Source organism: Aeromicrobium erythreum, from assembly GCF_001509405.1.
Taxonomy (GTDB): domain Bacteria; phylum Actinomycetota; class Actinomycetes; order Propionibacteriales; family Nocardioidaceae; genus Aeromicrobium; species Aeromicrobium erythreum.
Window position 1 is genome coordinate 1,748,188 of the sequence record NZ_CP011502.1, and the last position, 22,692, is coordinate 1,770,879.

The following is a 22,692-nucleotide window of genomic DNA, read 5'->3' on the forward strand; positions in this document are numbered from 1 at the left end:
CGTCGCCACGCCGCACCGGCGCCTGGGGCGAGGTGACCGTCGTCAGCGCGGTGGCGCGTCGAGCGGCTCGTCGACCAGGGTGCCGTCCGCGCCGATGCGCCAGGTCGGCCTGAACCGTGCGTACTCGGCGGGAATCGCGTCGTACTGGCTCCACACCTGCGCGAGGGTGTCGACGAAGCACCGGTAGCCGTAGCGGTCCGCGAGGTAGGGCAGGCCGAACGGCGACAGGAGCGGTGTGTACGTGTCGAAGGCTGCGGGCGTGTGCTCGGGGATCTTCGCGAGCGACGTCGAGAGCCGCTTCATCCATGGCTCGACCTCTGCTTCGGTGGCGTGGGCGGCGTACCCGCGGACCGCCGTGAGACGAAGGTCGTGCAGCATCTTCTCCCGCTTGATCGCTGCCAGGAAGAAGTCCCCCAGGTCCTGCTCCTCGCATCGAAGGACGAGCGCCTTGAGGACCTGGTTGCGTGTGAAGAGGTCCCTCGTCGCCCAGTAGAGCTCGACGAGGAACCCTCGATCGACCTCGTCGATCGGACTCCGGTGGATCTGCGCGACGGCCTCACGGTAGCCGGGAGCGCGCTCGATGCTGCCGGCCCCTCGCCGCACCATGACCCGCAGCGTTTCGATGGGTGTCACGGTCGGCCTCTCGTAGGGGACGCACTGATGGACCTCGGCCCCGGCGTGTCGTCGTGGGAACTCTACGGCGCTCGGGTGGAGCGAGGACGCAGCAGCCGACCGGTAGGTTGGAGCAGTGCACCGAGAGCCCACGACCTACGAGGACGGACGACCGCCGTCGTGGGACGCCGACGTCCTCCTGAAGGACGGTCGCGTCGCGCAGTTGCGGCCGATCACGCCCGAGGACACCGACGCGTTCGTCGCCTTCTACTCTCGGGTCTCCGACGAGTCGAAGTACTACCGGTTCTTCGCGCCGTACCCGACCCTGTCCGCGCGCGACGTCGAGCGGTTCACGCACGTCGACCTCGACCGTCGCGTCGCGTTCGTGCTCACGCTGCACGACGACATCATCGGGGTCGGGCGCTACGACGCCACCAGCGACGACGAGGCCGAGGTCGCGTTCCTGGTGGAGGACGCGCACCAGGGTCGCGGGGTCGGGCAGCTGCTGCTCGAGCACCTCGCGCAGGCGGGTCGCGAGCGCGGCATCAAGCGGTTCACGGCCGACGTCCTGCCGAGCAACAACCGCATGCTGCAGGTCTTCCGCGAGATGGGCTACTCCGTCGAGGGCGTCGTCGAGGACGGCGTGCAGCAGCTCTCGTTCCGCATCGACCCCACCGACTCCGCCGTGGGCGTCATGCGCTCGCGCGAGCAGCGTGCCGAGGCCGCCTCGATCGAGCGGATCTTCGCCGCGCGCAGCATCGCCGTGGTCGGCGCGAGCCGCCGCCAGCGCTCGATCGGCCAGACCATCGTGCGCAACCTCGTGCTGGGGGACTATCAGGGCAGCGTGTACGCCGTGAACAGCCAGGCGGAGGCCGTGTCGGGCCTGCCGGCGTTCAAGAGCGTGAAGGACATCCCGCACGAGGTCGACCTCGCGATCGTGGCCGTGCCGGCGGAGTCGGTCAACGACGTCGTGCTCGACTGCGCCGCCAAGGGCGTGCACGGGCTCGTCGTGATCTCGGCCGGCTTCGCCGAGGAGGGCCCGGAGGGTCGCCAGCGTCAGCGCACCCTGCTCGACCTGTCCCGCTCCTACGGGCTGCGCCTGGTGGGTCCCAACTGCCTCGGCGTCATCAACACCGCACCCGCCGTCCAGCTGAACGCCTCGCTCTCCACCGCCATGCCGCCCCAGGGTCGCGTGGGCTTCTTCTGCCAGTCCGGTGCGCTCGGCACGGCGATCCTGGAGTCGGTGTCGCGGCGTGGTCTCGGCCTCTCGACGTTCGTCTCCGCCGGCAACCGCGCCGACGTCTCCGGCAACGACCTCCTGCAGTACTGGCAGGAGGACGACGACACCGAGGTCGTGCTCCTCTACCTCGAGTCCATCGGCAACCCGCGCAAGTTCTCGCGGATCGCCCGACGCGTCTCGGAGTCCAAGCCCGTCGTCGCCGTGAAGTCGGGTCGCTCGACGCAGGGCGTCCCGGTCGGCCACGCCGTCAAGCGCAGCACCGCGCCGCAGGCGGCCGTCGACGCCATGTTCCGCCAGGCGGGGGTCGTGCAGGTCGACACGCTCGAGGAGATGTTCGACGTCGGGCAGCTCGTCGCGCACCAGCCGCTGCCGCGCGGCAACCGGATCTGCGTCGTCGGCAACTCCGACGCCATGGGCCTGCTGGTCGCCGACGCGGCCACCGCCACCGGCCTGCAGGTCGCCGACTCCGTCCCGCTCGGTGCCGACGCCGGCGCCGACGACTTCGAGGTCGCCATCGAGACGGCCCTCGCGTCCGACGACATCGACGCGCTCATGGTCGTCTACATCCCGCCGCTCAACACCTCCGGCGAGGAGGTCGCGAACGTGCTGGCGTCGATCGGCGAGCAGTCCGACAAGCCGATCGTCTCGACCTTCCTCGGCACCGAGGGCATCCCCGAGCTGCTGCGCGTCCCCGACGTGCAGGGTGGCTCGGCCGGACGCGGCTCGGTCCCGTCGTACCCGGCCCCGGAGTCCGCGGTCCGCGCCCTGGCCCGCGTGGTCACCTACGCCGAGTGGGCCGCCCGCGACCACGGCGAGTTCCGGGCGCACACCGACATCCGCACGGGCGACGCCCGTGCGCTCGTGCGCGACGTCCTCTCGCACGCACCGCGGGGCGCGATCCTGTCGACGGAGCAGGTGCACGCGCTGCTCGCCTGCTACGGCATCGACCTGTGGACGTGGATCAACGTGCACGACCCGGAGGAGGCGATCGCCGCGGCCGAGCAGCTCGGCTGGGACGTCGTCCTCAAGGCCGGCAGCGAGCACCTGCGCGCACGCCCCGACCTCGCGCACATCTGGCGCAACATCCAGGACCGCCAGGACATGACCGAGGCGTGGGACCAGCTGACCTCCTGGCCCGGTATGCGCGCCGACACCCGGTTCTTCGTGCAGCGGTCGGCACCGGCGGGCATCCCGCTGTCGTTCACGGTCACCGAGGACGCCCTCTTCGGCCCGCTCGTGTCGTTCGGCCTGGCCGGCGCGTCGAGCGAGCTGCTCGGCGACCGCGCCTACGGCATCCCCCCGCTCACCGACGTCGACGCCGAGTCGATGATCCAGGACCTGCGGTCCGCGCCGCTGCTCTACGGGTACCGCGGGTCGGAGCCGGTCGACACCGCCGCCATCCAGGACGTCATCCTGCGGCTGGCGGCGCTGAAGGACGACCTCCCCGAGGTGGCCGAGCTCGACCTCGAGCCGGTGCTCGTCCACGAGGGCGGGCTGACGGCGCTCAGCGCGCGCGCCAAGATCGTGCCCGCCACCGACCGGCGCGAGGAGCGGTACGTGCGACGACTCAGCACCCCGAGCAGGGATACGCTGGCCTGATGCGACGCGAGCGCCCCGCCGGCCCGAGCTCGGACGTCTTCACCGAGATCGCCCGCAGCGGCTACTACCCCGACATCGTCACCGCCGGTCTCCGTGACGCCCTCGCCGGCGAGGACGTCCTCGCGCACGTCGTGCACCACGAGCCGACGTTCGAGCGCGACGAGATCCGCCGTCACATGACCGTCCTGGTGATGACGCCGTCGCGCGTGGTGCTCGTGCACACCGACGAGCACCCGCCGGACGACCTGCTCCCGAAGCCCTACACCTCCACCACGAGCGAGGCGGTGTCGATCCACCGCATCCGGTCGGTGGTCGTCACCCGCATGGTCGCGACGTCGGGCAAGCTCGAGGAGGCCGTGGTCACGATCGGCTGGGGTGCCGTGTCGCACCTCGACCTCGAGCCGGCGCAGTGCAGCGACCCCGACTGCGACGCCGACCACGGCTACACCGGCAACCTGACGGGTGACGACTTCTCGCTGCGGCTCAGCTCCGCGGCCGACGGCGGCGCGGCGGTGGAGCGACTGCTGGAGTTCGCGCGGCGGCTCTCGGCCGCCACGAGCGGCACCGCATGAGCCGACCCGGACCCGCGGGCCGCCACGGACTGCACGAGGTCATGACGTCCGCCGCGGCCGTCGTCGCCGGACCCGACCTCGGCTTCCACGACACGCTCGGCCTTCCCGAGGCGCGCCGCTACGTCGTGCTCCTCGTCGACGGGATGGGGGAGCAGCTGCTGCGCGAGCACGCGCACCTCGCGCCGTTCCTGTCGTCCCTGCCCTCGGTCCCCGACGTCGTCTGCGGCGTGCCGTCGACGACCGTCACGAGCCTCACGTCGCTCGGCACCGGGCTGCGCGCGGGATCGCACGGCGTCGTCGGCTACACCTCACGGGTGCCAGAGACAGGCCGTCGGTTCAACGCCCTCGCCTGGGACCAGCCGGTCGACGCCCAGCAGTGGCAGCGTCACCCCACGGTGCTCCAGCGTCTCCATGAGGCGGGACTGAACGCCGCCAGCGTCAACGAGTCGCGCTTCGAGGGCTCGGGTCTCACGCTCTGCAGCCAGCGTGGCGCGCCGTTCCACGGGGTCGGCTCCGTGTGGGAGCGTCTCGACGTCGTCGCCGACGTCGTCGAGGACGCCGACCGCTCGCTGGTCTACGCCTACGAGTCGCGGCTCGACCACGCGGGCCACGCGCACGGCTCGACGTCGCAGGAGTGGCGCGACGTGCTGGTCACGGTCGACCGCGAGACGGCGCAGCTGCGCGACCTCCTGCCCGACGACACCGTGCTCCTCGTGACCGCCGACCACGGCATGGTCGACCTGCCGGCCGAGGGCCGGTTCGACGTCGCCGACCGACCCGACCTGCTCGAGGGTGTCGACCTGCTCGCCGGGGAGGCACGGTTCCGGCACCTGTACACGGCGCGTCAGGAGCGCGAGGCCGTCGCCGAGCGCTGGCGGGCCGCGTGCGGCGACCGGGCGGTGGTGCGCACCCGCGACGAGCTCGACGACTGGTTCGGCCCCCTGGCTCCGGAGGTCGCCGGACGGGTCGGCGACGTCGTCGTCGCCGCGCTCGGCGACTTCGGGGTCTTCAGCACCGACGACTTCCCGCTCGAGATGCGCATGAAGGGCTTCCACGGGTCGGTCACCGAGGCCGAGCTGCGGATCCCCGTGCTGCTCGCGACGTGACCCCGCTGGGAGGATGAGCCCGTGGCCGACCTGATCTTCTACTCCGGCACGATGGACTGCGGGAAGAGCACCCTCGCCCTGCAGCTCGACCACAACCACCGGGCCCGCGGGCGGGTCGGACGCGTCTTCGCCTCGCACGACCGCGCCGGCGAGGCGACGCTCTCCAGCCGGCTCGGCCTGTCGGTGCCGGCCACCGAGGTCGAGGAGCACCTGCACTTCTGGGAGCACGTCGTCGACGAGCTGACCCGCGGCGGACGCATCGACTACCTGGTGTGCGACGAGGCGCAGTTCTACACGCCCGAGCAGGTCGACCAGCTCGCCAAGATCGCCGACGAGCTCGACATCGACGTGTTCTGCTTCGGCATCCTCACCGACTTCCGGACCCGGCTCTTTCCCGGAGCCGCCCGGCTGGTCGAGCTCGCCGACCGGGTCCTGCCGCTGCAGGTCGAGGCGCTGTGCTGGTGCGGGGAGCGCGCCACGCACAACGCCCGTACGGAGGACGGCGTGATGGTCACCGAGGGCGAGGTCATCGTCGTCGGCGACGTCGACGACCCCGACCGACCGACCCCGTCGGTCGGCTACGAGGTGCTGTGCCGGCGCCACCACCGTCGGCGCATGACCGCAGCGACGGCCAAGGCCGCGGCGCTCTCGCCGGACGTCCTGCCGTTCCCCTGAACGGCGGGGCCGCTACTCCGGTCGGCCGCCGAACATGATCTCGTCCCAGCTCGGCACCCGCCGACGCTCGGGGCGCTTCTTGCCCCGCGGGGCGACGGTGTCGGGGACGGCCACGTGCTCCTCGACGTCGTCGTCAGCCTGCGCGACCTCCGGCTCGGGTGCCTCGCTCGGGGGCTCGTCCCGGCCCTGCGGCTCGTCACGACGCTGGGCAGGACGCACCGGCTCGGCAGCGGGCTCGTCGGTGAGGGAGAGCTGCTCCATGGCCCGACGGTCGCGGGCCTCCTTGAGCGAGTGCACCAGCGCGTGCGGCGCCTCGTCGGGCAGGTGCACGAGCAGCTGCTCCTCCGGCTCCGCCTCGGGGGCCGTCGGCTCCTCGACCCGCTCCTCGTCGGCACGCAGCGCGTCGGCGATGGCCATGTCGGTCGCCTCCGGTGCGGCGACGTCGCCCACGAGCAGGCGGGCGGCCTCGTCGTCGGGCAGGACGTAGCGGCTCTTGGCGTCGAAGCAGAACCGGGCCGGCTCGAGCGCGTCGGGCGCGAAGACCTGCACGGTCCAGCGACCGTCCTCGCGTCGCCACGCGTCCCACGCAGCCTCCTCGGGCACGCCGCCCTGGGCCGCGACGCTCTCGTCGACGGCCGCGCCGAGCAGCACGCCCGGTCCGGCGGCGTGGCGGCGACGGATCGTCGTGGTGCGGGCCTGCTCGGCCATGTAGGCACGTTCGGCGAGCACCGGGGTCGCGAAGCCCTCGATCTGCTCGGTGGGCACGCCGGCGGACTCGGCGACCTGGTCGGGGGACTCGCCGCGCCGGATCCGGGTCTGGATCTCGCGCGGGGTGAGGCTGCTCTCCATCGTGATCTCCATCTGGCCGTGGGCACGGCCCCGGGCACGGGGGGAGGCCTCGACGAGGGCGGCGAGCCGCCGGTCGACGGGCACGCGGAACAGCTCCGGTCGACCGGGCTCGCGCAGGACGAGGTACCGTCCGTCGTCGCTGAGCCGATCGGGGCCGAGTTCGCGCATCGAGCGTCCTCCCACTGGTTGCACTGCCATCGTAGGCGTCCGTCGAGGCCCCGCTGCGGCGACACGCTCGCCCGCCACCGGGGCGACGTCCTAGGCTCTCGGTGTGCCCGAGGTGTGGATCGTGACGCTCGACTTGGTCGGGATCGCGGTGTTTGCATGCACGGGCGCGATCGTGGCCGTCCGCAAGGAGCTCGACGTCTTCGGCGCCGCAGTGCTGGGACTCGTCACGGGCCTCGGCGGCGGCGTCCTGCGCGACGTGCTCATCGGTGCCGTGCCGCCGGCGGCCCTGCTGGACTGGCGCTACCTGCTCGTGCCGGCCGTCGCGTCGGTGGTGGTCTTCGCCTTCCACCCGACGTTCGGACGCCGGGAGTCCCAGATCACCGTGCTCGACGCGGTCGGAGCGGCGGTGTTCTGCGTGGCCGGCGGGGTCAAGGCCGCCGAGTACGGCCTCGGGGTCCTGCCCGCGGCGCTGCTGGGCATGGTCACCGCGATCGGCGGCGGGATCCTGCGCGACGTGCTCGCCGGGCGGGTGCCCGTGATCTTCCGCGAGGAGCTGTACGCGACACCGGCATTCGCCGGCGCGCTGCTCGCCGTCCTTGCGCACGGGGCCGGCCTCGGCTGGTGGGCGTACGTCGGCGCCGGGGCGCTCTGCGTCGGCTGGCGCCTCCTGGCCCTCTGGCGGGGCTGGCGCGCACCCCTGCCGCCGGGCCTGCAGCAGGGCTGAGACCTCAGGAGCGGGGCAGCACCCGGTCGAAGGCGGGGTCGTGGTTGCCGAAGCGGTGCGCCGTGATCGTGACGGCCTGCTCGCGCACGAACGGCAGCAGCTCGACCCGGCCGGACCACGTGACCTCGTCGGCGTGCACGGCGACGTCGGGGTCGCCCTCGACGGCCTCCGCGAGCGGTCGGGCGAGGGACGGGTCGAGCAGGCGCACCACGCCCGGCCGCTCGCCGGCCATCCGACGCAGCCACGCCTGCGCGTCCTCGACGACGTGGTCGTCGGCGAGGCCGTCGGGCAGCGGCACGGGGGAGGAGACCGTGACGGTCGCACCCGAGCGACGGGCGGCCAGCAGCACACGGGCGGCCAGGACGAGGTCGTCGCCCAGCCGCACGTGGACGCTGCCGGGGCGGTACCGGAACACGTTGCGCTCGACGCCCAGCCCGCTGACGTCCTTCTCGCGGCCGAACTCCCGCTGCCAGGCGACCTCGTCGGACCCGGCGGCGGCGCGCAGCTGGGCCAGCGGGTCCTGGAGCACGTGCGGGGCGACGGCGTCGAGCAGCGCGCCGACCTCGGGCGCCAGTGCCACGTCGTCGGGCACGTGGCGCAGGGGTCGACGGTGCCAGGTGCCGAGGTGGCAGAGGTAGTTGGGCCCGCCGGCCTTGCTCGTGGCACCGACCTTGGAGCGCTTCCAACCGCCGAACGGCTGACGCTGCACGATCGCGCCGGTGATGCCGCGGTTCACGTAGAGGTTGCCTGCCTCGACGGTCTCGAGCCAGCGGTTGACCTCGTCGGGGTCGAGGGAGTGAATGCCGGCGGTGAGGCCGAAGTCGGTGGCGTTCTGCCACGCGATCGCCTCATCGAGATCGGCGGCGTGCATGAGGCCGAGCACCGGACCGAAGTACTCGGTGCGGTGGTACGTGCTGCCCGGCTGGACGCCGACCTTGACGCCAGGCGACCAGAGCCGACCGGTCTCGTCGAGGCGACGGGGCTCGACGAGCCACTCCTCGCCCTCGCCGAGCACGGTGAGCGCGTCGAGCAGCTTGCCCGTCGGTGCCTCGACGACGGGTCCGACGGAGACGTCGGGATCGTCCGGCCAGCCCACCTTCAACGACGTGACCGCGTCGACGAGCTGGCGACGGAACCGCTCGGACGTCGCGACCGAGCCGACCAGGATGCCGAGGCTGGCGGCGGAGCACTTCTGCCCGGCGTGCCCGAAGGCGCTCTTCACGAGGTCGGCCACGGCGAGGTCGAGGTCGGCGCTGGGCGTTACGACGAGCGCGTTCTTGCCGCTCGTCTCGGCCATCAGCGGCAGGTCGGGCCGCCAGGAACGGAACAGGGCGGCGGTCTCCCAGGAGCCGGTGAGGATGACCCGGTCGACCGACCGGTGGGACACGAGCGACTGGCTGAGCTCGCCCTCCTCGAGGGTGACGTAGCGCAGCACGTCGCGCGGCACGCCTCCCTGCCAGAGCGCCTCGACCATCACGGCCGCGCAGCGGGGGCTCTGCGGCGCGGGCTTGATGACGACGGCGCTGCCGGCGGCGAGCGCGGAGACGACGGAGCCGCAGGGGATGGCGACCGGGAAGTTCCACGGCGGCGTGACGACGGTGAGGGCGACCGGCTCGAACCGTGCGCCGTCGACCACCTCGAGCCGACGCGCCGACTCGGCGTAGTAGTGGGCGAAGTCGATCGCCTCGCTCACCTCGACGTCGGCCTCGGCGATGGTCTTGCCGGTCTCCGCGGCCATGACGGCGACGAGGTCGCCGCGGCGGGTCTCGAGTGCCGCTGCCGCCTGGTGCAGGATCCAGGCGCGCACCTCGGCGCCCCGCGCAGCCCAGTCGCGACCGGCCTCGCGAGCACCGACCACGAGCGTCTCGAGCGAGGCCGGACCGTGGACCCGGTTGGTCTCGATGGTCGACAGGCCGACCTGCGTGTACGTGGAGCGCGACAGCGCCTGACGTCCCCACACCCGGTTGCCCGCCGTGGACGGGTCGGTGTCGGGGGTGTTGGAGAAGCCGTCCGTGTGCGCGTGCACGTGGTGGTCGGTCGCGTCGGTGCGGCGGTCCTGCACGCGGTGCGGCGGGGGCACGACGTCGTCGAGGGCCTTGACGGAGTCGAGGAAGCGGCTCGCCTCCCGCTCGAAGGCCTCGGGGTCGTCGGCGAGGTCGAACGCGGCCGACATGAAGTTCTCGGGGCTGGCGTTCTCCTCGAGCCGGCGGACGAGGTAGGAGATCGCGACGTCGAACTCGTCGGGGTGCACGACGGGCGTGTACAGCAGCAGGGCACCGACGTCGTCGCGGACCGCGGCGACCGGGCCGGCGTCCATGCCGAGCAGCATCTCGACGTCGACCGCGTCGCGCACGCCGCGGTCGCCGGCGAGCAGCCAGGCGTAGGCGACGTCGAACAGGTTCTGACCGGCGACGCCGATGCGGACGGCGTCGACCCGCTCGGGCGTGAGCGCCCAGCGCAGCACCCGCTTGTAGTGGGTGTCGGTCTCCTGCTTGCTGCCCCAGGTGGCCAGCGGCCAGCCGTGGAGGGTCGCGTCGACACGCTCCATGGCGAGGTTGGCGCCCTTGACGACGCGGACCTTGATGGCGGCGCCGCCCGCCTCGCGCCGGGCCCGTGCCCAGCCCTGCAGACGCTGCATCGCGGAGAGCGCGTCGGGCAGGTAGGCCTGCAGCACGATCCCCGCCTCGAGCTGCGGGTGCGCCTCGAGCACGCGGGTGAACACCGCCACGGTGAGGTCGAGGTCGCGGTACTCCTCCATGTCGAGGTTGATGAACGAGCCACGCTCGGCGGCCACCTCGTACAGCGGCTCGAGCCGCTCGACGACCCGGTCGACGGTCTCGTCGAAGGCCCACATCGACAGCTGGCTGGCCACCGCGGAGACCTTGACCGACACGTAGTCGACGTCGTCGCGGCGCAGCAGCTCGAGGGTGCGGTCGCGGCGGCGCACCGCCTCCGCCTCGCCCAGCACGGCCTCGCCGAGCAGGTTGAGGTTGAGCCGGTCGTCGCGCCGACGCAGCGTGGCGATGGCGCGGCCCAGCTTCTCGGGACGTGCGTCGACCACCAGGTGGCCGACCATGCGTCGCAGCGTGGCCCGTGCCGTCCGGACCACCAGGCCTGGCATCAGCACTGACACGACGGCGCCGAGGCGCAGCAGGAACCGCTGGGTCCAGGGCAGGAACGTCGGCAGCGACCGCGCCAGGTCACGCAGGTTGCGGGCCGCGACGTCGACGTCCTCGGGTCGGACGACGCGGTCGACGAAGCCGATCGTGAAGTCGAGTCCGGCCGGGTCCTTCAGGAGCGTCGCGAGGCGTCGAGCGGCAGGGTCGCTGCGCCGCTTTCCGGTGGTGGAGACCCACCGTCGCACGAGCGCGACGGCTCGCTCGTCCAGCGGGGCGTCGTCGAGCAGGGCGTCGGGGGGCGGTGCGGCGGAGGTGCTCATCTCCCGGGACAGCCTAGTCCGCGACGGCACCGGGCACGAGGGCACGGTCGGGTCGGGGCGGCGGTCGGAACCACCAGGCGACGGCCGCCGCCGCGAGGCCTGCCACGAGGGGCACGGCGAACCCGGCGGAGGCACCGAACCGGTCCACGACGGCGCCCGCGACGGCGGCGCCGGGTGCGACCCCGACGGCCAGACCGGTGCTCGTCCAGGTGAGCGCCTCGGTCAGGCGGCTCGGCGGGACGTACTCCTCGACGACGCTCGTCGCGGCGATCATGGTCGGGGAGATCATGACGCCCGCCAGGAAGAGTCCGGCCGTGAGCCAGGGGGTCGTGGGCGCGAGGAGCAGCGGCGCGAACAGCAGACCCAGGACGAGGACGGTCCACCGCAGTCGCGCGATGGCGTCGGCCGGCGCGGGCAGCGCCCCGACGACGACACCGGCGAGCAGGCTCCCGGCAGCCCAGACCGCCAGCACGAGCCCGGCCGCCCCGCGCTCTCCCTGGGCCTCCGTGAAGGCGACGACCAGTACCTCGGTCGAGCCGAAGAGGACGCCGATGCCGACCGCGGCCACGAGCACGGGGCCGAGCACCGACCAGCCCATCGCGACGCGCGGACCGGTGCGGTGACCGCCGGCGGGCGGCTCGGTCGCGGTCTGCGCGGCGAGCGCCCAGCTGCCCAGCGTCGCGGCGGCGGCAGCGGCCGCGAGGCCCGCGACGTCGGCCACCTGGAGGGTCAGGAACGTGACGAGCACCGGCCCGACGATGAACACGGCCTCGTCGATGACCGCCTCGATGGCGAACGCCGTGGTCAGGAGCGGCCGGTCGTCGCGCAGCAGGTGGGTCCAGCGGGCCCGCACCAGCGACCCGGTCTGTGGCGTGAACACCCCGGCCACGGCAGCCGCCAAGTGCGGCATGGGAGCGGCGGCGTCGCGCGTGACGGCCAGCACCACCGCAGCCACGCCGATCGCGTACCCCGCCCCGGCGAGCAGCAGCACCACACGCTGCCCCCACCGGTCGCTCAGCCGGCCGTGCACCGGAGCGACGACCGCAGCGGCCGCCACGTAGGCGGCAGCGACCAGGCCCGCGGCCCCGTACCCGCCGCCGTGCTCCCGCACCAGCAGCACGAGACCGAGCGACGCCATCGACAGCGGCAGCCGCGACACGAGCCCCGTCAGGCTGAACAGCGCGGCACCCGGCAGCGCCAGGACCCGCCCGTACGTCGATCGCACCCTGCCCCCTCCCTCGCTGCACGGCTGCGCGACCGCAGACTACCCGCGGGCCTGGTGGGTGGTGGGGTCGGTGGAGGGGCGGGGGCTTCGTGTGGTCGTGGGCTTGCTGGTGCGCTGCCTGCGGGGGTCTCGTCGTGCGGGTGCGTTGCCTGCGGGGGTCGTGACGTTGCTGGTGCGCTGCCTGCGGTCGTCGTGACCTTGCTGGTGCGCTGCCTCGGCGTTCGCTGGGGGTGGGCTCCGAAAGGGCCTCGACCGGCAGCGAGCCCGGGGGTGGTTCCGGGTCTCGGGGTCTGGCCTGGGCCCGCGGTTGACTCAAGACTCTTCGTTTCTGCGTTGTCAGGCCATGGTTCTGCGTTTGAGCGTCCTATCGGTGGATCTGCAACCGCAGGAGCGGTTCTGCGGTTGCAGATCCACCGATGGCGGGGGCAGACGTGGCAGAGGTTCTCCCTTCTCGTGGACCGTGCCACGAGAAGGGAGAAGCGCTGCCCACCCCACCCCCAAGGGCAACCAGGATTCTGCATTCGAGCGTGCGAGGCCGAACGCTTCTGCGTTCACGACGGGATCCCGTCGCCAACGCAGAATCTTGCGTCCACCCCAGCACCAACCCGCAGCCCGAGACCCCAGACCAGCGCGGATGCCAGCCGCCCGGTCGAGGCCTTTCGGAGACCACCCCCAGCGCCAGCCGAGGCAGCGCACCAGCAAGGTCGATACCGCCCGCGGCAGCGCAGCAGCAGGTCGAGACCCCCGCAGGCAGCGCAGCAGCAGGGCAAGACCTCCGCAGGCAGCGCAGCAGCAAGGCCACGACCATCCGCGGCAGCGCACCAGCACCACCCACCTCCACCCCTGCCGCGCCGCGCGGGAAGGCGGTGCGTGGGACGATGACGGCATGGACGTCCGCCCCTTCGATGCACTCCTCTACGTCTCCTTCGGTGGTCCCGAGAAGCCCGACGACGTGGTCCCGTTCCTGGAGAACGTGACCGTCGGCAAGGGCATCCCGCGCGAGCGGCTGGAGGAGGTGGGGGAGCACTACTTCCTGTTCGGCGGTCGCAGCCCGATCAACGACCTCAACCGGCAGGTCATCGCGGCGCTCGAGGGTGAGCTCGCGTCGCGCGACGTCGACCTGCCCGTCTACTGGGGCAACCGGAACTGGGACCCGTACCTGCGCGACGCTCTCGAGCAGATGGTGGCCGACGGCGTCCGGCACGCCGCCTACTTCCTCACGAGTGCGTACTCCTCGTACTCGGGCTGCCGTCAGTACCGCGAGAACCTCGCCGACGCGACCGAGGGCCTCGACATCGAGCTCAGTCGACTGCGGCTGCCCTTCAACCACCCCGGCTTCGTGGCGCCGTTCGTGGAGCACACGCGCGCTGCGCTCGCCGACGCACCTGACGACACGCACGTCGTCTTCGTGACCCACTCGATCCCCGACGCGATGAACGACGCGAGCGGCGGCCCGGGTGTCGGCGCCTACCGCGACCAGCACCTCGAGACCGCGCGCCTCGTGATGGCCGGACTCGAGCCGCGGCACCAGGGCTTGCCGTGGGAGCTCGTCTACTGCTCGCGGTCCGGCTCGCCGCGCACCCCGTGGCTCGAGCCCGACGTCAACGACCATCTCGAGAAGCTCGCCGCCGACGGTGTGACGTCGGTGGTGGTGGTGCCCATCGGGTTCGTCTCCGACCACATGGAGGTCGTCTACGACCTCGACACCGAGGCCAAGGCGACGGCGGAGGAGCTGGGGCTGCGCTTCGTCCGCGTGCCGACGCCCGGCTCGCACCCGGCTTTCGTCGCGATGATCACCGACCTCCTGCAGGAGCGCGCGGCGGCCGACCGCGGCGAGGACCCGACGCCCGCCACGATCGGCAGCTGCGGGGCGAACCCGTGGGTGTGCGTGCCGAACTGCTGCGCCAACCTGCGCGGCGACCGCCCGGCGCACGCATGAGCGACGCCGTCGACCCCCATGCACTCGTCGAGCTGGCCCGGGAGGTCGGGCTCGAGGCCGCGGCGCTCGTGCGTGCGCGGCGACCGGAGGGCCGGGTGGGCGTGGCCGACACCAAGTCGAGCCGCGTCGACGTCGTCACGGAGGTCGATCGCGCCAGCGAGGAGCTGATCCGGGAGCGTCTGCTCGCCGCCCGCCCCGACGACGGCTTCCTCGGGGAGGAGGGTGGCGGCGTCCGCGGCACCAGCGGTGTCGAGTGGGTGGTCGACCCCATCGACGGCACCGTCAACTTCGTCTACGGCATCCCGGCCTACGCGGTCTCCATCGCGGCTCGTCTCGACGGCCCGGACGGCGCGACCGAGGTGGCCGGGTACGTCGTGAACATCGCGACCGGCGAGGAGTGGGCGGCCGTCCTGGGCGCCGGTGCCTGGCGCTGGAGCGGCGAGGAGCGACGGCCGTTGCACGCCCCCGAGCCCCCGCCGCTGGCCGAGGCACTCGTCGGCACCGGCTTCGGCTACCTGCCGGAGCGTCGCCGCGAGCAGGGACTCGCCGTCGCCCAGCTGCTGCCCCAGGTACGTGACGTTCGTCGCATCGGCGCGGCCGCGCTCGACCTGTGCGCGCTCGCCGACGGCACGCTCGACGCGTACGTCGAGCAGGGTCTGCAGCCGTGGGACAGGGCAGCGGGCGCGCTCGTGGCGCGCGAGGCGGGCGTGCGCGTCGAGGGACTCGACGGAGCGCCTGACGGACGGCTCGTGATGGCCGCCCACCCCGCCCTCGCAGGGGAATACTTCGACGTCGTCCGGGCTTGTGGGTTCTGACCGACGACGGCTTGTGCCGGTGTGGAACAATCCCGTCGGTTGAACGCACACGACGGAGGGGTACATGGCTACCGACTACGACGCGCCTCGCAAGACTGAGGAAGAGCAGTCCGAGGACAGCATCGAGGAGCTCAAGGCGCGTCGCCACGAGAAGAACTCGGGCAAGGTGGACGAGGACGAGGTCGAGGCGGCCGAGTCCTTCGAGCTGCCTGGTGCCGACCTCTCTCACGAGGAGCTGGCCGTCCAGGTGGTGCCGCGCAAGTCCGACGAGTTCACGTGCTCGTCGTGCTTCCTGGTGCACCACCGGTCCCAGCTCGCCGAGGAGAAGGGCGACCGGCTCATCTGCCGGGACTGCGCCTACTGACGCAGCACGCACCGGTGGGACGTCCCACCAGCCCGGGCTCGCTCAGCGCGAGCGCCGACGACGCCGAGCCGGCTTCCGCGAGGAAGCCGGCTCTGTCGTTCCTGCGGCCGCGGCCACGCGTGCCCCGACCGAGGCACCCTTCAGCGGCTTCATCCCGGGCGGGAGGTCGCCCGTGGAGCGCACCCAGTAGCCCGCCGCGCCTCGACGCACGAGCAGGCGGACGACCTCGACGAGGGCACCCCCGACCACAGCCCATGCCACGGCCTCCTTGGTCTCGACGTCCGGGTGCCGTCCCGCGGTCGGGGGCTTGCGACCCGTCGCGAGACGCCAGGTGACGGTCGAGGCCTGGCGGGCGAGCAGACCCGCGGCGATGGTGGTCGAGCGGTCCAGCAGCTTCCAGCTGGTACGGCTGGAGCGCGACGCCTTCCGCGGCGGGGTCGCCGTCTCCAGGCTGGGGGTCGTGCGGGCCTTGCGGGACGTGCGAGCCATGGTCGTCACCTCGGGTCTGGAGTGGGCTGGTCGGGTGCGTCGGAGGAGGCGGGACGCGCGCCGAGCGCGGCGGCGACCGCCTTCGGGTGGCGGGTGGAGACCAGCCAGTAGGGGGCCGGGTCGGCCGGGTCGTCGACGTCGACGCGCACGGCGGTGTCGACGTAGGGGCGCACGTGCAACCAGGCACGGGCGTCGGCACGGGGTCCGAGGGCCTCGCGGGTCGCGACGCGGTCGAGCGGGGTGACGGCACCCACGTGCTCCGCCGTCAGGAACGCGCGTCCGACGCGCAGGCCGTCGGGGCCGGCGTCGACGACGGTGCGTCCGTACGCCCACACGACGGCACCCGTCAGCACGGCCACGCCGACGAAGGTCACCACGGCTGCGCCGGTGCCGGCGACGACCAGCAGCAGCCAGGCCCAGGCGAGGGCGAAGGCGAGCACGCCGACCCACCACGACACGGGAGCCACGAGGCGCTCACGACGGTTCTGCACCCTGCAAGCCTGCCGCATCCGGGCCAGGTCCACCCGAGTAGGGTCGCGAGCATGCTCGAGATCGCGGTGCGACGCCTCGACCCGCAGCTCCCGGTCCCCGCGTACGCGCACCCGGGGGACGCGGGCGTCGACCTGCACGCCGCAGCACCGGCCACGCTGGCCCCGGGCGAGCGGGTGCTCGTGCCGACCGGCATCGCCATCGCCCTGCCCGACGGGTACGCGGCCTTCGTGCACCCCCGGTCCGGTCTGGCGCTGCGGCACGGCCTCTCGGTCGTGAACACGCCCGGCACGGTCGACGCGGGCTACCGCGGCGAGATCAAGGTGCTGCTGGTCAACCACGACCTACGAGAGACGGTCGAGGTGGCGCGGGGCGACCGCATCGCGCAGCTCGTCGTCCAGCGCGTCGAGCACGTGACCTTCCGCGAGGTCGAGTCACTCGAGGACACCAGCCGAGGCGCCGGGGGCTACGGCTCGACCGGCGGCCACCGATCCGTGGGAGAGCACCGATGATCCGACGTCGCCGCGAGCGCGAGCAGACCGCACCCGACGAGACGAGCACCAGCGAGCAGTCCGAGGCGGCGAGCACGCCGACCCGACCGCGCGACTCCACGGAGGCCTCCGCCGACGAGGCGGGCTACGTCGACCTCGGCCCGCTGCGCATCCGCGGCCGGGTCGGCTTCCAGCTGCAGGTGCCGCAGGACGACGGCGGCGGCGCCGGCTCCGTCGTGCTCGTGACCGAGGAGGCGGGCCTGGAGCTGCGCGCCTTCGCCGCGCCCCGCAGCGGCGGCCTGTGGGACGAGGTGCGTCAGGAGCTGGTGGCGGAGGTGCAGCGGCTCGAGGGCCAGGTCGAGGAGCTCGACGGGCCCTTCGGACCGGAGCTGCGGGTGCAGATCCCCGTCACCCTGCCCGACGGCCAGGACGGGTTCCAGCCGTCGCGGATCGTCGCCGTCGAGGGTCCCCGCTGGATGCTGCGCGCGACGTTCCTCGGCTCCGCGGCCCTCGAGCCCGACGAGGACGGTCTCCTCGAGCAGGCGTTCCGCGAGGTGGTGGTCGTGCGCGGCGACGACCCGCGCCCCGTCCGCGAGCCGCTGCTGATCGAGCTGCCGCCCGACGCGGAGCCCGTGACCCTCGGTCCTGACGGCGAACCGACCTAGGATGGACGCATGCCTTCGCGACTGAGCCGTGCCTGGCGCCGGCCGACCCTCGAGCAGATCGAGGACGACGAGCTGCAGCGCAGCGCCGACCAGGCCGGCTGCCGGCTCCTGGCGTCGCAGTCCGACCGAGCCGTCTGCTCGCTGCACGGCGAGCTGCGCTCGGTGACCACCCGGCCCGTCTCCGACGGGGTCAGCGCGCTCGAGGCGCAGCTGTACGACGGGTCCGGCCAGGTGACGCTCGTGTGGCTCGGTCGACGCGAGATCAAGGGCATCGAGCCCGGACGTCGGTTGACGGTCCACGGACGCATCGGCCGGCGCGGCGACAGCTGCGTGCTCTACAACCCGCGCTACGAGCTCGATGCCTGACGCCTCCGCCGAGCCCGCCCGTCACGACGGTCCGGGCGACGGGGCACGGCGCTACGCCACGGTCGAGGAGCTCGTCCGCTCCAAGCTCGCCGAGGCGCTGGGCGGCGGTCGCGGCATCGTCGAGAGCGCCGTGCCGACGATCGTCTTCACCGTCTGCTGGATCGTCACGAAGGACCTCCGTACGTCGTTGGTCGCGAGCGTCGGCAGCGCGGTCGTGCTGCTGGCCGTGCGTCTGGTGCAGCGCTCCACGGTCCAGTTCGTGCTCAATGCGCTCGTCGGCATCGCGATCGCGGCGGTGTTCGCCTCGCGCAGCGGCGAGGCCCGCGACGTGTTCCTGCCGGGCATCCTCTACAACGGCGCCTACGCGGCCGTGTTCGTCGTGTCGATCCTGGTCGGCTGGCCACTCGTCGGCTTCCTGATCGGCAGCCTGACCGGTGAGCCCACCGAGTGGCACGAGGACCGCCAGCTCGTCCGCCTGTGCTCGCTGCTCACCTGGCTCTTCGCCGCCCCCTGCATCGTGCGCGTCCTCGTGCAGTACCCGCTCTGGGCCGGCGACCACGTCGCCCTCCTCGGCACCTCCAAGGTCGTGCTCGGCTGGCCCCTCCAGGTCGCCGCCTTCGCCGCCATGGCGTGGGTCCTGTCGCGCAACGCCACCCCCCTCGAGCCTGGCCCGCACGCTCGTTGACGCTGTCCGCGCTGGTCGTGGGGGTGGGGGTGGGGGTGTGGTGGCGGGCGTCTCGTTCGGGTGGGGCTGCGTCGGTGCGGTTTCTTGCGGAGGTGGGGCTGCGCTGGCGCGGTTTCTCGCGGAGGTGGGGCTGCGCCGGCGCGGTTTCTCGAGGTGGTACGGCTGCGTCGGCGCGGCTTTGACTCGTCCTGCGCTCCGAAAGGGCCTCGACCGGGCAGCTGGGCGGGAGCCGGCTTCGGGTCTCGGGCTGTGGCCCGCGTGGGACGCAAGAATCTGCGTTCGTGCGCCGGGACTCGAACGATTCGGCGTTCGCCACGGGATCCCGTCGTGAACGCAGAAGCGTTCCGATCTCAACGCGCGAATGCAGGATCTTGGGTGCCGTTTGCGTTGGGGAGACGAAGGATTCTTCCTTCTCGTGGACCGTTCCATGAGAAGGAAGAATCCTTCACACCTCTAGCCCACCAGCGGTGGATGCGCCACCTCAACAGCGCTCGGAAGGTGGCAGATCCACCGCCGGCACGCACAAAGGAAGAATCTTGCGTCCCACGCGGGCTACAGCCCGAGAACCCAGCCCAGTTCCTGCCCAGCCGCCCGGTCGAGGCCCTTTCGGAGGCCACCTCCACGAGAAGCCGCAGCAGCGCAGCCCCACCCGTGCAGCAAGTCGCACCAGCGCAGGCCCCCGCGACGTCAGGACTTGGGGGAGAGCAGCGAGCCGATCTCGACCTCGGCGTCCTCGGCGGTGACGAAGAGCAGCTCGTCGCCCGCCTCGAGAGAGCGTTCGGGGTCGGGGGTCTCGATGGCGTTGTCGCGCAGGATGGCGACGAGCACGACGTCGCGCGGCCAGGGGACGTCGCGCACGAGGCGGCCTGTGTAGGGGGAGTCGGCGGGCATGGTCAGCTCGACCAGGCTCGTGTTGCTCTGGCGGAACGTGAACAGGCGGACGAGGTCGCCGACCGAGACCGCCTCCTCGACGAGCGCCGACATGAGGCGGGGGGTCGAGACGGCGACGTCGACGCCCCACGACTCGCCGAACAGCCACTCGTTGCTCGGGTGGTTCACGCGGCCGACGGTGCGCGGCACGGAGAACTCGGTCTTGGCGAGCAGCGAGACGACGAGGTTGACCTTGTCGTCACCGGTCGCCGCGATGACGACGTCGCAGGTGTGCAGGCCGGCCTCGGCCAGCGACGACATCTCGCACGCGTCGGCGAGCAGCCACTGGGCGTCGGGCACGACGTCGGAGCGGATGGACCCCGGCGACTTGTCGATGAGCAGCACCTGGTGACCGTTCTCGGTCAGCTCGAGGGCGACGGACCGGCCGACCGCACCGGCACCGGCGATGGCGACGCGCATCAGGCCTCCTCAGGTCCGGACTCGAGCACCGCGTGGGCACGCTCGGCGTCCTCGTCTCGCATGAACACGGCGAGCACGTCGCCCTCCTGCATCACGGTGCGGGCCGTCGCGACGACGCCCGAGCCGAGCCGGGTGAGGTAGGCGACGCGCACGCCGGCGGCGTCCTCGAGGTCGGAGACGTGGTGGCCGATCCACGGGAACGGCGCGTACACGGTGTCGAGGCGCAGCTGGCCCGACGGGTCGCGCCAGGCCGGCTCCGACCCGGCCGGCAGCAGACGGCGCAGCACCTGGTCGGCCGCCCACGGGACGGTGGCCACCGTGGGCACGCCCAGCCGCTCGTACACCTCGGCGCGACCGGGGTCGTAGATGCGCGCGACGACGTTGCCGACGCCGAACTGCTCGCGGGCCACGCGCGCGGAGATGATGTTGGAGTTGTCGCCGCTGGAGACCGCCGCGAAGCCGTCGGCCTTCTCGATCCCCGCCGCGCGCAGCACCTCGCGGTCGAAGCCCATGCCGGTGACCGTCGTCCCCGTGAAGCCGGGGCCCAGGCGGCGGAACGCGTCAGGGTTGGAGTCGATCACGGCCGTCGTGTGGCCGCGCTCCTCGAGGCTGCGCGAGAGCGTCGACCCGACGCGGCCGCAGCCCATGATCACGATGTGCACGGGGGCGACGCTACACGGACGCGAGGACGTCGTGGGCCGGTCCGGGGCACCGGTGCCCTGCCGCGCGCCCGCGCCCCGGCGGGCGGACGACCCCGCGGCTACCATCGTCGCTCGTGGGCATGGTCGAGTCCGTCAAGCGGACCATCGTCGGACGGAAGCTGCGCAGTACCCAGCTGGGGGAGACGCTGCTGCCGAAGCGCATCGCCCTGCCCGTGTTCGCGAGCGACGCGCTGTCGTCCGTCGCGTACGCCCCCGACGAGATCTTCCTGACGCTCTCCATGGGCGGCATCACCGCCTACGCGTTCAACTGGAAGATCGGCATCGCCGTCGTCCTCGTCATGCTCACGGTCGTCGCGTCCTACCGGCAGAACGTCCACGCCTACCCGAGCGGCGGCGGCGACTACGAGGTGGCCACCACCAACCTCGGACCGAAGGCCGGCGTGACGGTGGCGAGCGCCCTGCTCGTCGACTACGTCCTCACGGTCGCCGTGTCGATCTCCTCGGGCGTGCAGAACGCGACCTCGGCCATCCCGTGGCTCGTCGGCCACGAGGCGCTCGCCGCGTCGGTCCTGGTCCTGCTGCTCATGGCGCTGAACCTGCGCGGCACGAAGGAGTCCGGCACCGCCTTCGCGGTCCCGACCTACCTGTTCATGCTCGCCATCGGCCTGATGGCCGCCTGGGGGCTCTTCCGGTACCTGCTCGGCGACCTGCCGCAGGCGGAGAGCGCGCCGTACGACATCGCCGCCGAGGCGCCCTACGACTCCGCGCTCACCGGACTGGCGATGGCGTTCCTGCTGGCGCGTGCCTTCTCCTCCGGCTGCGCCGCCCTCACCGGCGTCGAGGCGATCAGCAACGGCGTCCCCGCCTTCCGCAAGCCGAAGAGCCAGAACGCCGCCACGACGCTCCTGCTGCTCGGCACCATCTCCATCACGATGCTGATGAGCATCATCCTGCTCGCCGACGCCATGCACGTCCGCTACGTCGAGGACCCCGCCCGCCAGCTGCTGCTCGACGGCCAGCCCGTCGGCGAGGGCTACGACCAGCCGACCGTCATCGCCCAGCTCGCGAAGGCCCTCTACAGCGACGCCCAGCCGCTGTTCTACTTCACCATCGCCTGCACCGGCGTGATCCTGGTCCTCGCCGCGAACACCGCCTTCAACGGCTTCCCCGTCCTCGGCTCGATCCTGGCCCGCGACGGCCACCTGCCCCGCCAGCTCGACACCCGCGGCGACCGTCTGGCGTTCAGCAACGGCATCGTCCTGCTCGCCGTCGCCGCCATCGTCCTGATCCTCGCGTTCGACGCCGAGGTCACCAAGCTGATCCAGCTCTACATCGTGGGCGTGTTCGTCTCCTTCAACCTCAGCCAGCTCGGCATGATCCGGCACTGGACCCGCCACCTCGCGACCGAGACCGACCCCACCGAGCGACGCCGGATGAAGCGTTCGCGCATCGTCAACAGCTTCGGCCTGGCGATGACGGCGACCGTGCTCGTCATCGTCCTCATCACCAAGTTCCTCGCCGGCGCCTGGATCGCCATCCTGGCCATGACGTTCGTCTTCTTCCTCATGCTCGGCATCAACCGCCACTACCAGCGGGTCAGCGACGAGCTCGCCATCGACGACACCGACGTCGCCCTCCCGTCGCGCGTGCACGCGGTGGTGCTCATCGGACGACTCCACAAGCCCGCCCTCCGTGCCCTCGCCTACGCGCGCGTGGCGCGGCCCTCCACGCTCGAGGCGCTCTACGTCGAGCTCGACCCGCAGGACACCACAGCCCTTCGCGAGCGCTGGGACGAGCTCGCCATCCCCGTGCCGCTCACCGTCGTCTCCTCGCCCTACCGCGAGCTCGTGCGCCCCGTCGTCAAGTACGTCAAGGAGAAGCGCCGCGAGAGCCCCCGCGACATCGTCAGCGTCTACATCCCCGAGTACGTCGTCGGGCGCTGGTGGGAGCAGCTCCTGCACAACCAGACCGCCCTGCGCCTCAAGGGCCGCCTGCTGTTCATGCCCGGCGTCATGGTCACCAGCGTGCCCTACCAGCTCAGCTCCGCCGCCAAGGTCGACCCGCGCAGCGTCATCGGCCCCGCACCCGGCGACGTCCGCCGCGGTCTCGGCGACCAGCCCCGCCCCGAGCAGCCGGACCACCGCAAGTGACCGGCGCCAGTCGGCCTG

General features: G+C 72.5%; 21 protein-coding genes. 13 read left to right on the top strand and 8 right to left on the bottom strand.

Annotation, left to right across the window (positions count from 1 at the left end; translation table 11 throughout):
* Positions 1-42: 42 nt before the first annotated feature.
* Positions 43-633 carry a hypothetical protein gene (locus Aeryth_RS08220; RefSeq protein ID WP_144433730.1) on the bottom strand — a complete coding sequence of 197 codons (591 nt, stop codon included), beginning with the start codon at positions 631-633 and terminating at the stop codon, positions 43-45.
* A 115-nt stretch (positions 634-748) separates the two neighbouring features.
* Here Aeryth_RS08220 and Aeryth_RS08225 point away from each other — a divergent pair, with 115 nt between their 5' ends.
* Genes Aeryth_RS08225 through Aeryth_RS08240 form a run of 4 tightly spaced genes read left to right on the top strand, consistent with a single transcriptional unit; the run spans position 749 to position 5,804 of the window.
* A complete protein-coding gene (locus Aeryth_RS08225; protein WP_067857079.1) occupies positions 749-3,451 on the top strand; it encodes a bifunctional acetate--CoA ligase family protein/GNAT family N-acetyltransferase in 2,703 nt (900 codons plus the stop codon).
* On the top strand, positions 3,451-4,023 hold the full coding sequence (locus Aeryth_RS08230) for a DUF5998 family protein (protein WP_067857083.1): 573 nt from the start codon (positions 3,451-3,453) through the stop codon (positions 4,021-4,023). Before Aeryth_RS08225 ends, Aeryth_RS08230 begins: the two co-directional genes overlap by 1 nt.
* Positions 4,020-5,129, top strand: a complete 1,110-nt coding sequence (locus tag Aeryth_RS08235) for an alkaline phosphatase family protein (RefSeq protein ID WP_067857085.1) — start codon at positions 4,020-4,022, stop codon at positions 5,127-5,129. The genes Aeryth_RS08230 and Aeryth_RS08235 overlap by 4 nt, the downstream gene beginning before the upstream one ends.
* Before the next feature lie 21 nt (positions 5,130-5,150).
* Complete coding sequence (locus Aeryth_RS08240) at positions 5,151-5,804, top strand: thymidine kinase (protein ID WP_067857088.1); 654 nt, start codon at positions 5,151-5,153, stop codon at positions 5,802-5,804.
* A 12-nt stretch (positions 5,805-5,816) separates the two neighbouring features.
* On the opposite strand, the gene sepH is transcribed toward Aeryth_RS08240, so the two are convergent.
* Positions 5,817-6,821: a septation protein SepH gene (gene sepH, locus Aeryth_RS08245; protein WP_067857091.1), complete on the bottom strand. Its 1,005-nt coding sequence runs from the start codon at positions 6,819-6,821 to the stop codon at positions 5,817-5,819.
* A 121-nt stretch (positions 6,822-6,942) separates the two neighbouring features.
* On the opposite strand from sepH, the gene Aeryth_RS08250 reads away from it, so the two are divergent.
* The gene (locus tag Aeryth_RS08250; RefSeq protein WP_335338733.1) at positions 6,943-7,545 is read left to right on the top strand and encodes a trimeric intracellular cation channel family protein; all 603 of its coding nucleotides are present in this window, start codon (positions 6,943-6,945) and stop codon (positions 7,543-7,545) included.
* Positions 7,546-7,549: 4 nt separating this feature from the next.
* Here the strand turns inward: Aeryth_RS08250 and Aeryth_RS08255 are convergent, their stop codons facing one another.
* The gene (locus tag Aeryth_RS08255; RefSeq protein WP_067861501.1) at positions 7,550-10,996 is read right to left on the bottom strand and encodes a proline dehydrogenase family protein; all 3,447 of its coding nucleotides are present in this window, start codon (positions 10,994-10,996) and stop codon (positions 7,550-7,552) included.
* Between the two features lies 1 nt (position 10,997).
* Positions 10,998-12,209 carry an MFS transporter gene (locus Aeryth_RS08260; protein WP_067857099.1) on the bottom strand — a complete coding sequence of 404 codons (1,212 nt, stop codon included), beginning with the start codon at positions 12,207-12,209 and terminating at the stop codon, positions 10,998-11,000.
* Positions 12,210-13,095: 886 nt separating this feature from the next.
* Here Aeryth_RS08260 and Aeryth_RS08265 point away from each other — a divergent pair.
* From Aeryth_RS08265 to Aeryth_RS08275, 3 genes are all read left to right on the top strand, one after another.
* Complete coding sequence (locus Aeryth_RS08265) at positions 13,096-14,148, top strand: ferrochelatase (RefSeq protein ID WP_067857105.1); 1,053 nt, start codon at positions 13,096-13,098, stop codon at positions 14,146-14,148.
* On the top strand, positions 14,145-14,963 hold the full coding sequence (locus tag Aeryth_RS08270) for an inositol monophosphatase family protein (RefSeq protein ID WP_067861503.1): 819 nt from the start codon (positions 14,145-14,147) through the stop codon (positions 14,961-14,963). The genes Aeryth_RS08265 and Aeryth_RS08270 overlap by 4 nt, the downstream gene beginning before the upstream one ends.
* Positions 14,964-15,027: 64 nt before the next feature.
* Positions 15,028-15,327, top strand: a complete 300-nt coding sequence (locus Aeryth_RS08275) for a DUF4193 domain-containing protein (protein WP_067857109.1) — start codon at positions 15,028-15,030, stop codon at positions 15,325-15,327.
* A gap of 42 nt (positions 15,328-15,369) precedes the next feature.
* Here Aeryth_RS08275 and Aeryth_RS08280 read toward each other — a convergent pair whose 3' ends face one another.
* Positions 15,370-15,816, bottom strand: a complete 447-nt coding sequence (locus Aeryth_RS08280) for a DUF4235 domain-containing protein (RefSeq protein ID WP_067857112.1) — start codon at positions 15,814-15,816, stop codon at positions 15,370-15,372.
* A 5-nt stretch (positions 15,817-15,821) separates the two neighbouring features.
* A complete protein-coding gene (locus tag Aeryth_RS08285; protein ID WP_067857114.1) occupies positions 15,822-16,307 on the bottom strand; it encodes a DUF3093 domain-containing protein in 486 nt (161 codons plus the stop codon).
* Positions 16,308-16,358: 51 nt separating this feature from the next.
* On the opposite strand from Aeryth_RS08285, the gene dut reads away from it, so the two are divergent.
* The 4 genes from dut to Aeryth_RS08305 are packed head-to-tail and all read left to right on the top strand — an operon-like array spanning position 16,359 to position 18,512.
* Entirely contained in the window at positions 16,359-16,817 is a 459-nt protein-coding gene (gene dut / locus Aeryth_RS08290) for a dUTP diphosphatase (RefSeq protein ID WP_067857116.1), read from the top strand.
* Positions 16,814-17,461, top strand: coding sequence for a DUF3710 domain-containing protein (locus Aeryth_RS08295; RefSeq protein WP_067857121.1), 648 nt, complete (start codon positions 16,814-16,816; stop codon positions 17,459-17,461). The genes dut and Aeryth_RS08295 overlap by 4 nt, the downstream gene beginning before the upstream one ends.
* Before the next feature lie 9 nt (positions 17,462-17,470).
* Positions 17,471-17,827, top strand: a complete 357-nt coding sequence (locus tag Aeryth_RS08300; protein WP_067857126.1) for an OB-fold nucleic acid binding domain-containing protein — start codon at positions 17,471-17,473, stop codon at positions 17,825-17,827.
* On the top strand, positions 17,820-18,512 hold the full coding sequence (locus Aeryth_RS08305; protein WP_067857130.1) for a DUF3159 domain-containing protein: 693 nt from the start codon (positions 17,820-17,822) through the stop codon (positions 18,510-18,512). Before Aeryth_RS08300 ends, Aeryth_RS08305 begins: the two co-directional genes overlap by 8 nt.
* Before the next feature lie 687 nt (positions 18,513-19,199).
* On the opposite strand, the gene Aeryth_RS08310 is transcribed toward Aeryth_RS08305, so the two are convergent.
* Complete coding sequence (locus Aeryth_RS08310; RefSeq protein WP_067857134.1) at positions 19,200-19,862, bottom strand: potassium channel family protein; 663 nt, start codon at positions 19,860-19,862, stop codon at positions 19,200-19,202.
* Positions 19,862-20,524 carry a potassium channel family protein gene (locus tag Aeryth_RS08315; RefSeq protein ID WP_067857136.1) on the bottom strand — a complete coding sequence of 221 codons (663 nt, stop codon included), beginning with the start codon at positions 20,522-20,524 and terminating at the stop codon, positions 19,862-19,864. Before Aeryth_RS08315 ends, Aeryth_RS08310 begins: the two co-directional genes overlap by 1 nt.
* Positions 20,525-20,643: 119 nt before the next feature.
* Between Aeryth_RS08315 and Aeryth_RS08320 the strand changes: the two genes are divergently transcribed.
* Entirely contained in the window at positions 20,644-22,674 is a 2,031-nt protein-coding gene (locus Aeryth_RS08320; RefSeq protein WP_067857139.1) for an APC family permease, read from the top strand.
* Positions 22,675-22,692: the final 18 nt, after the last annotated feature.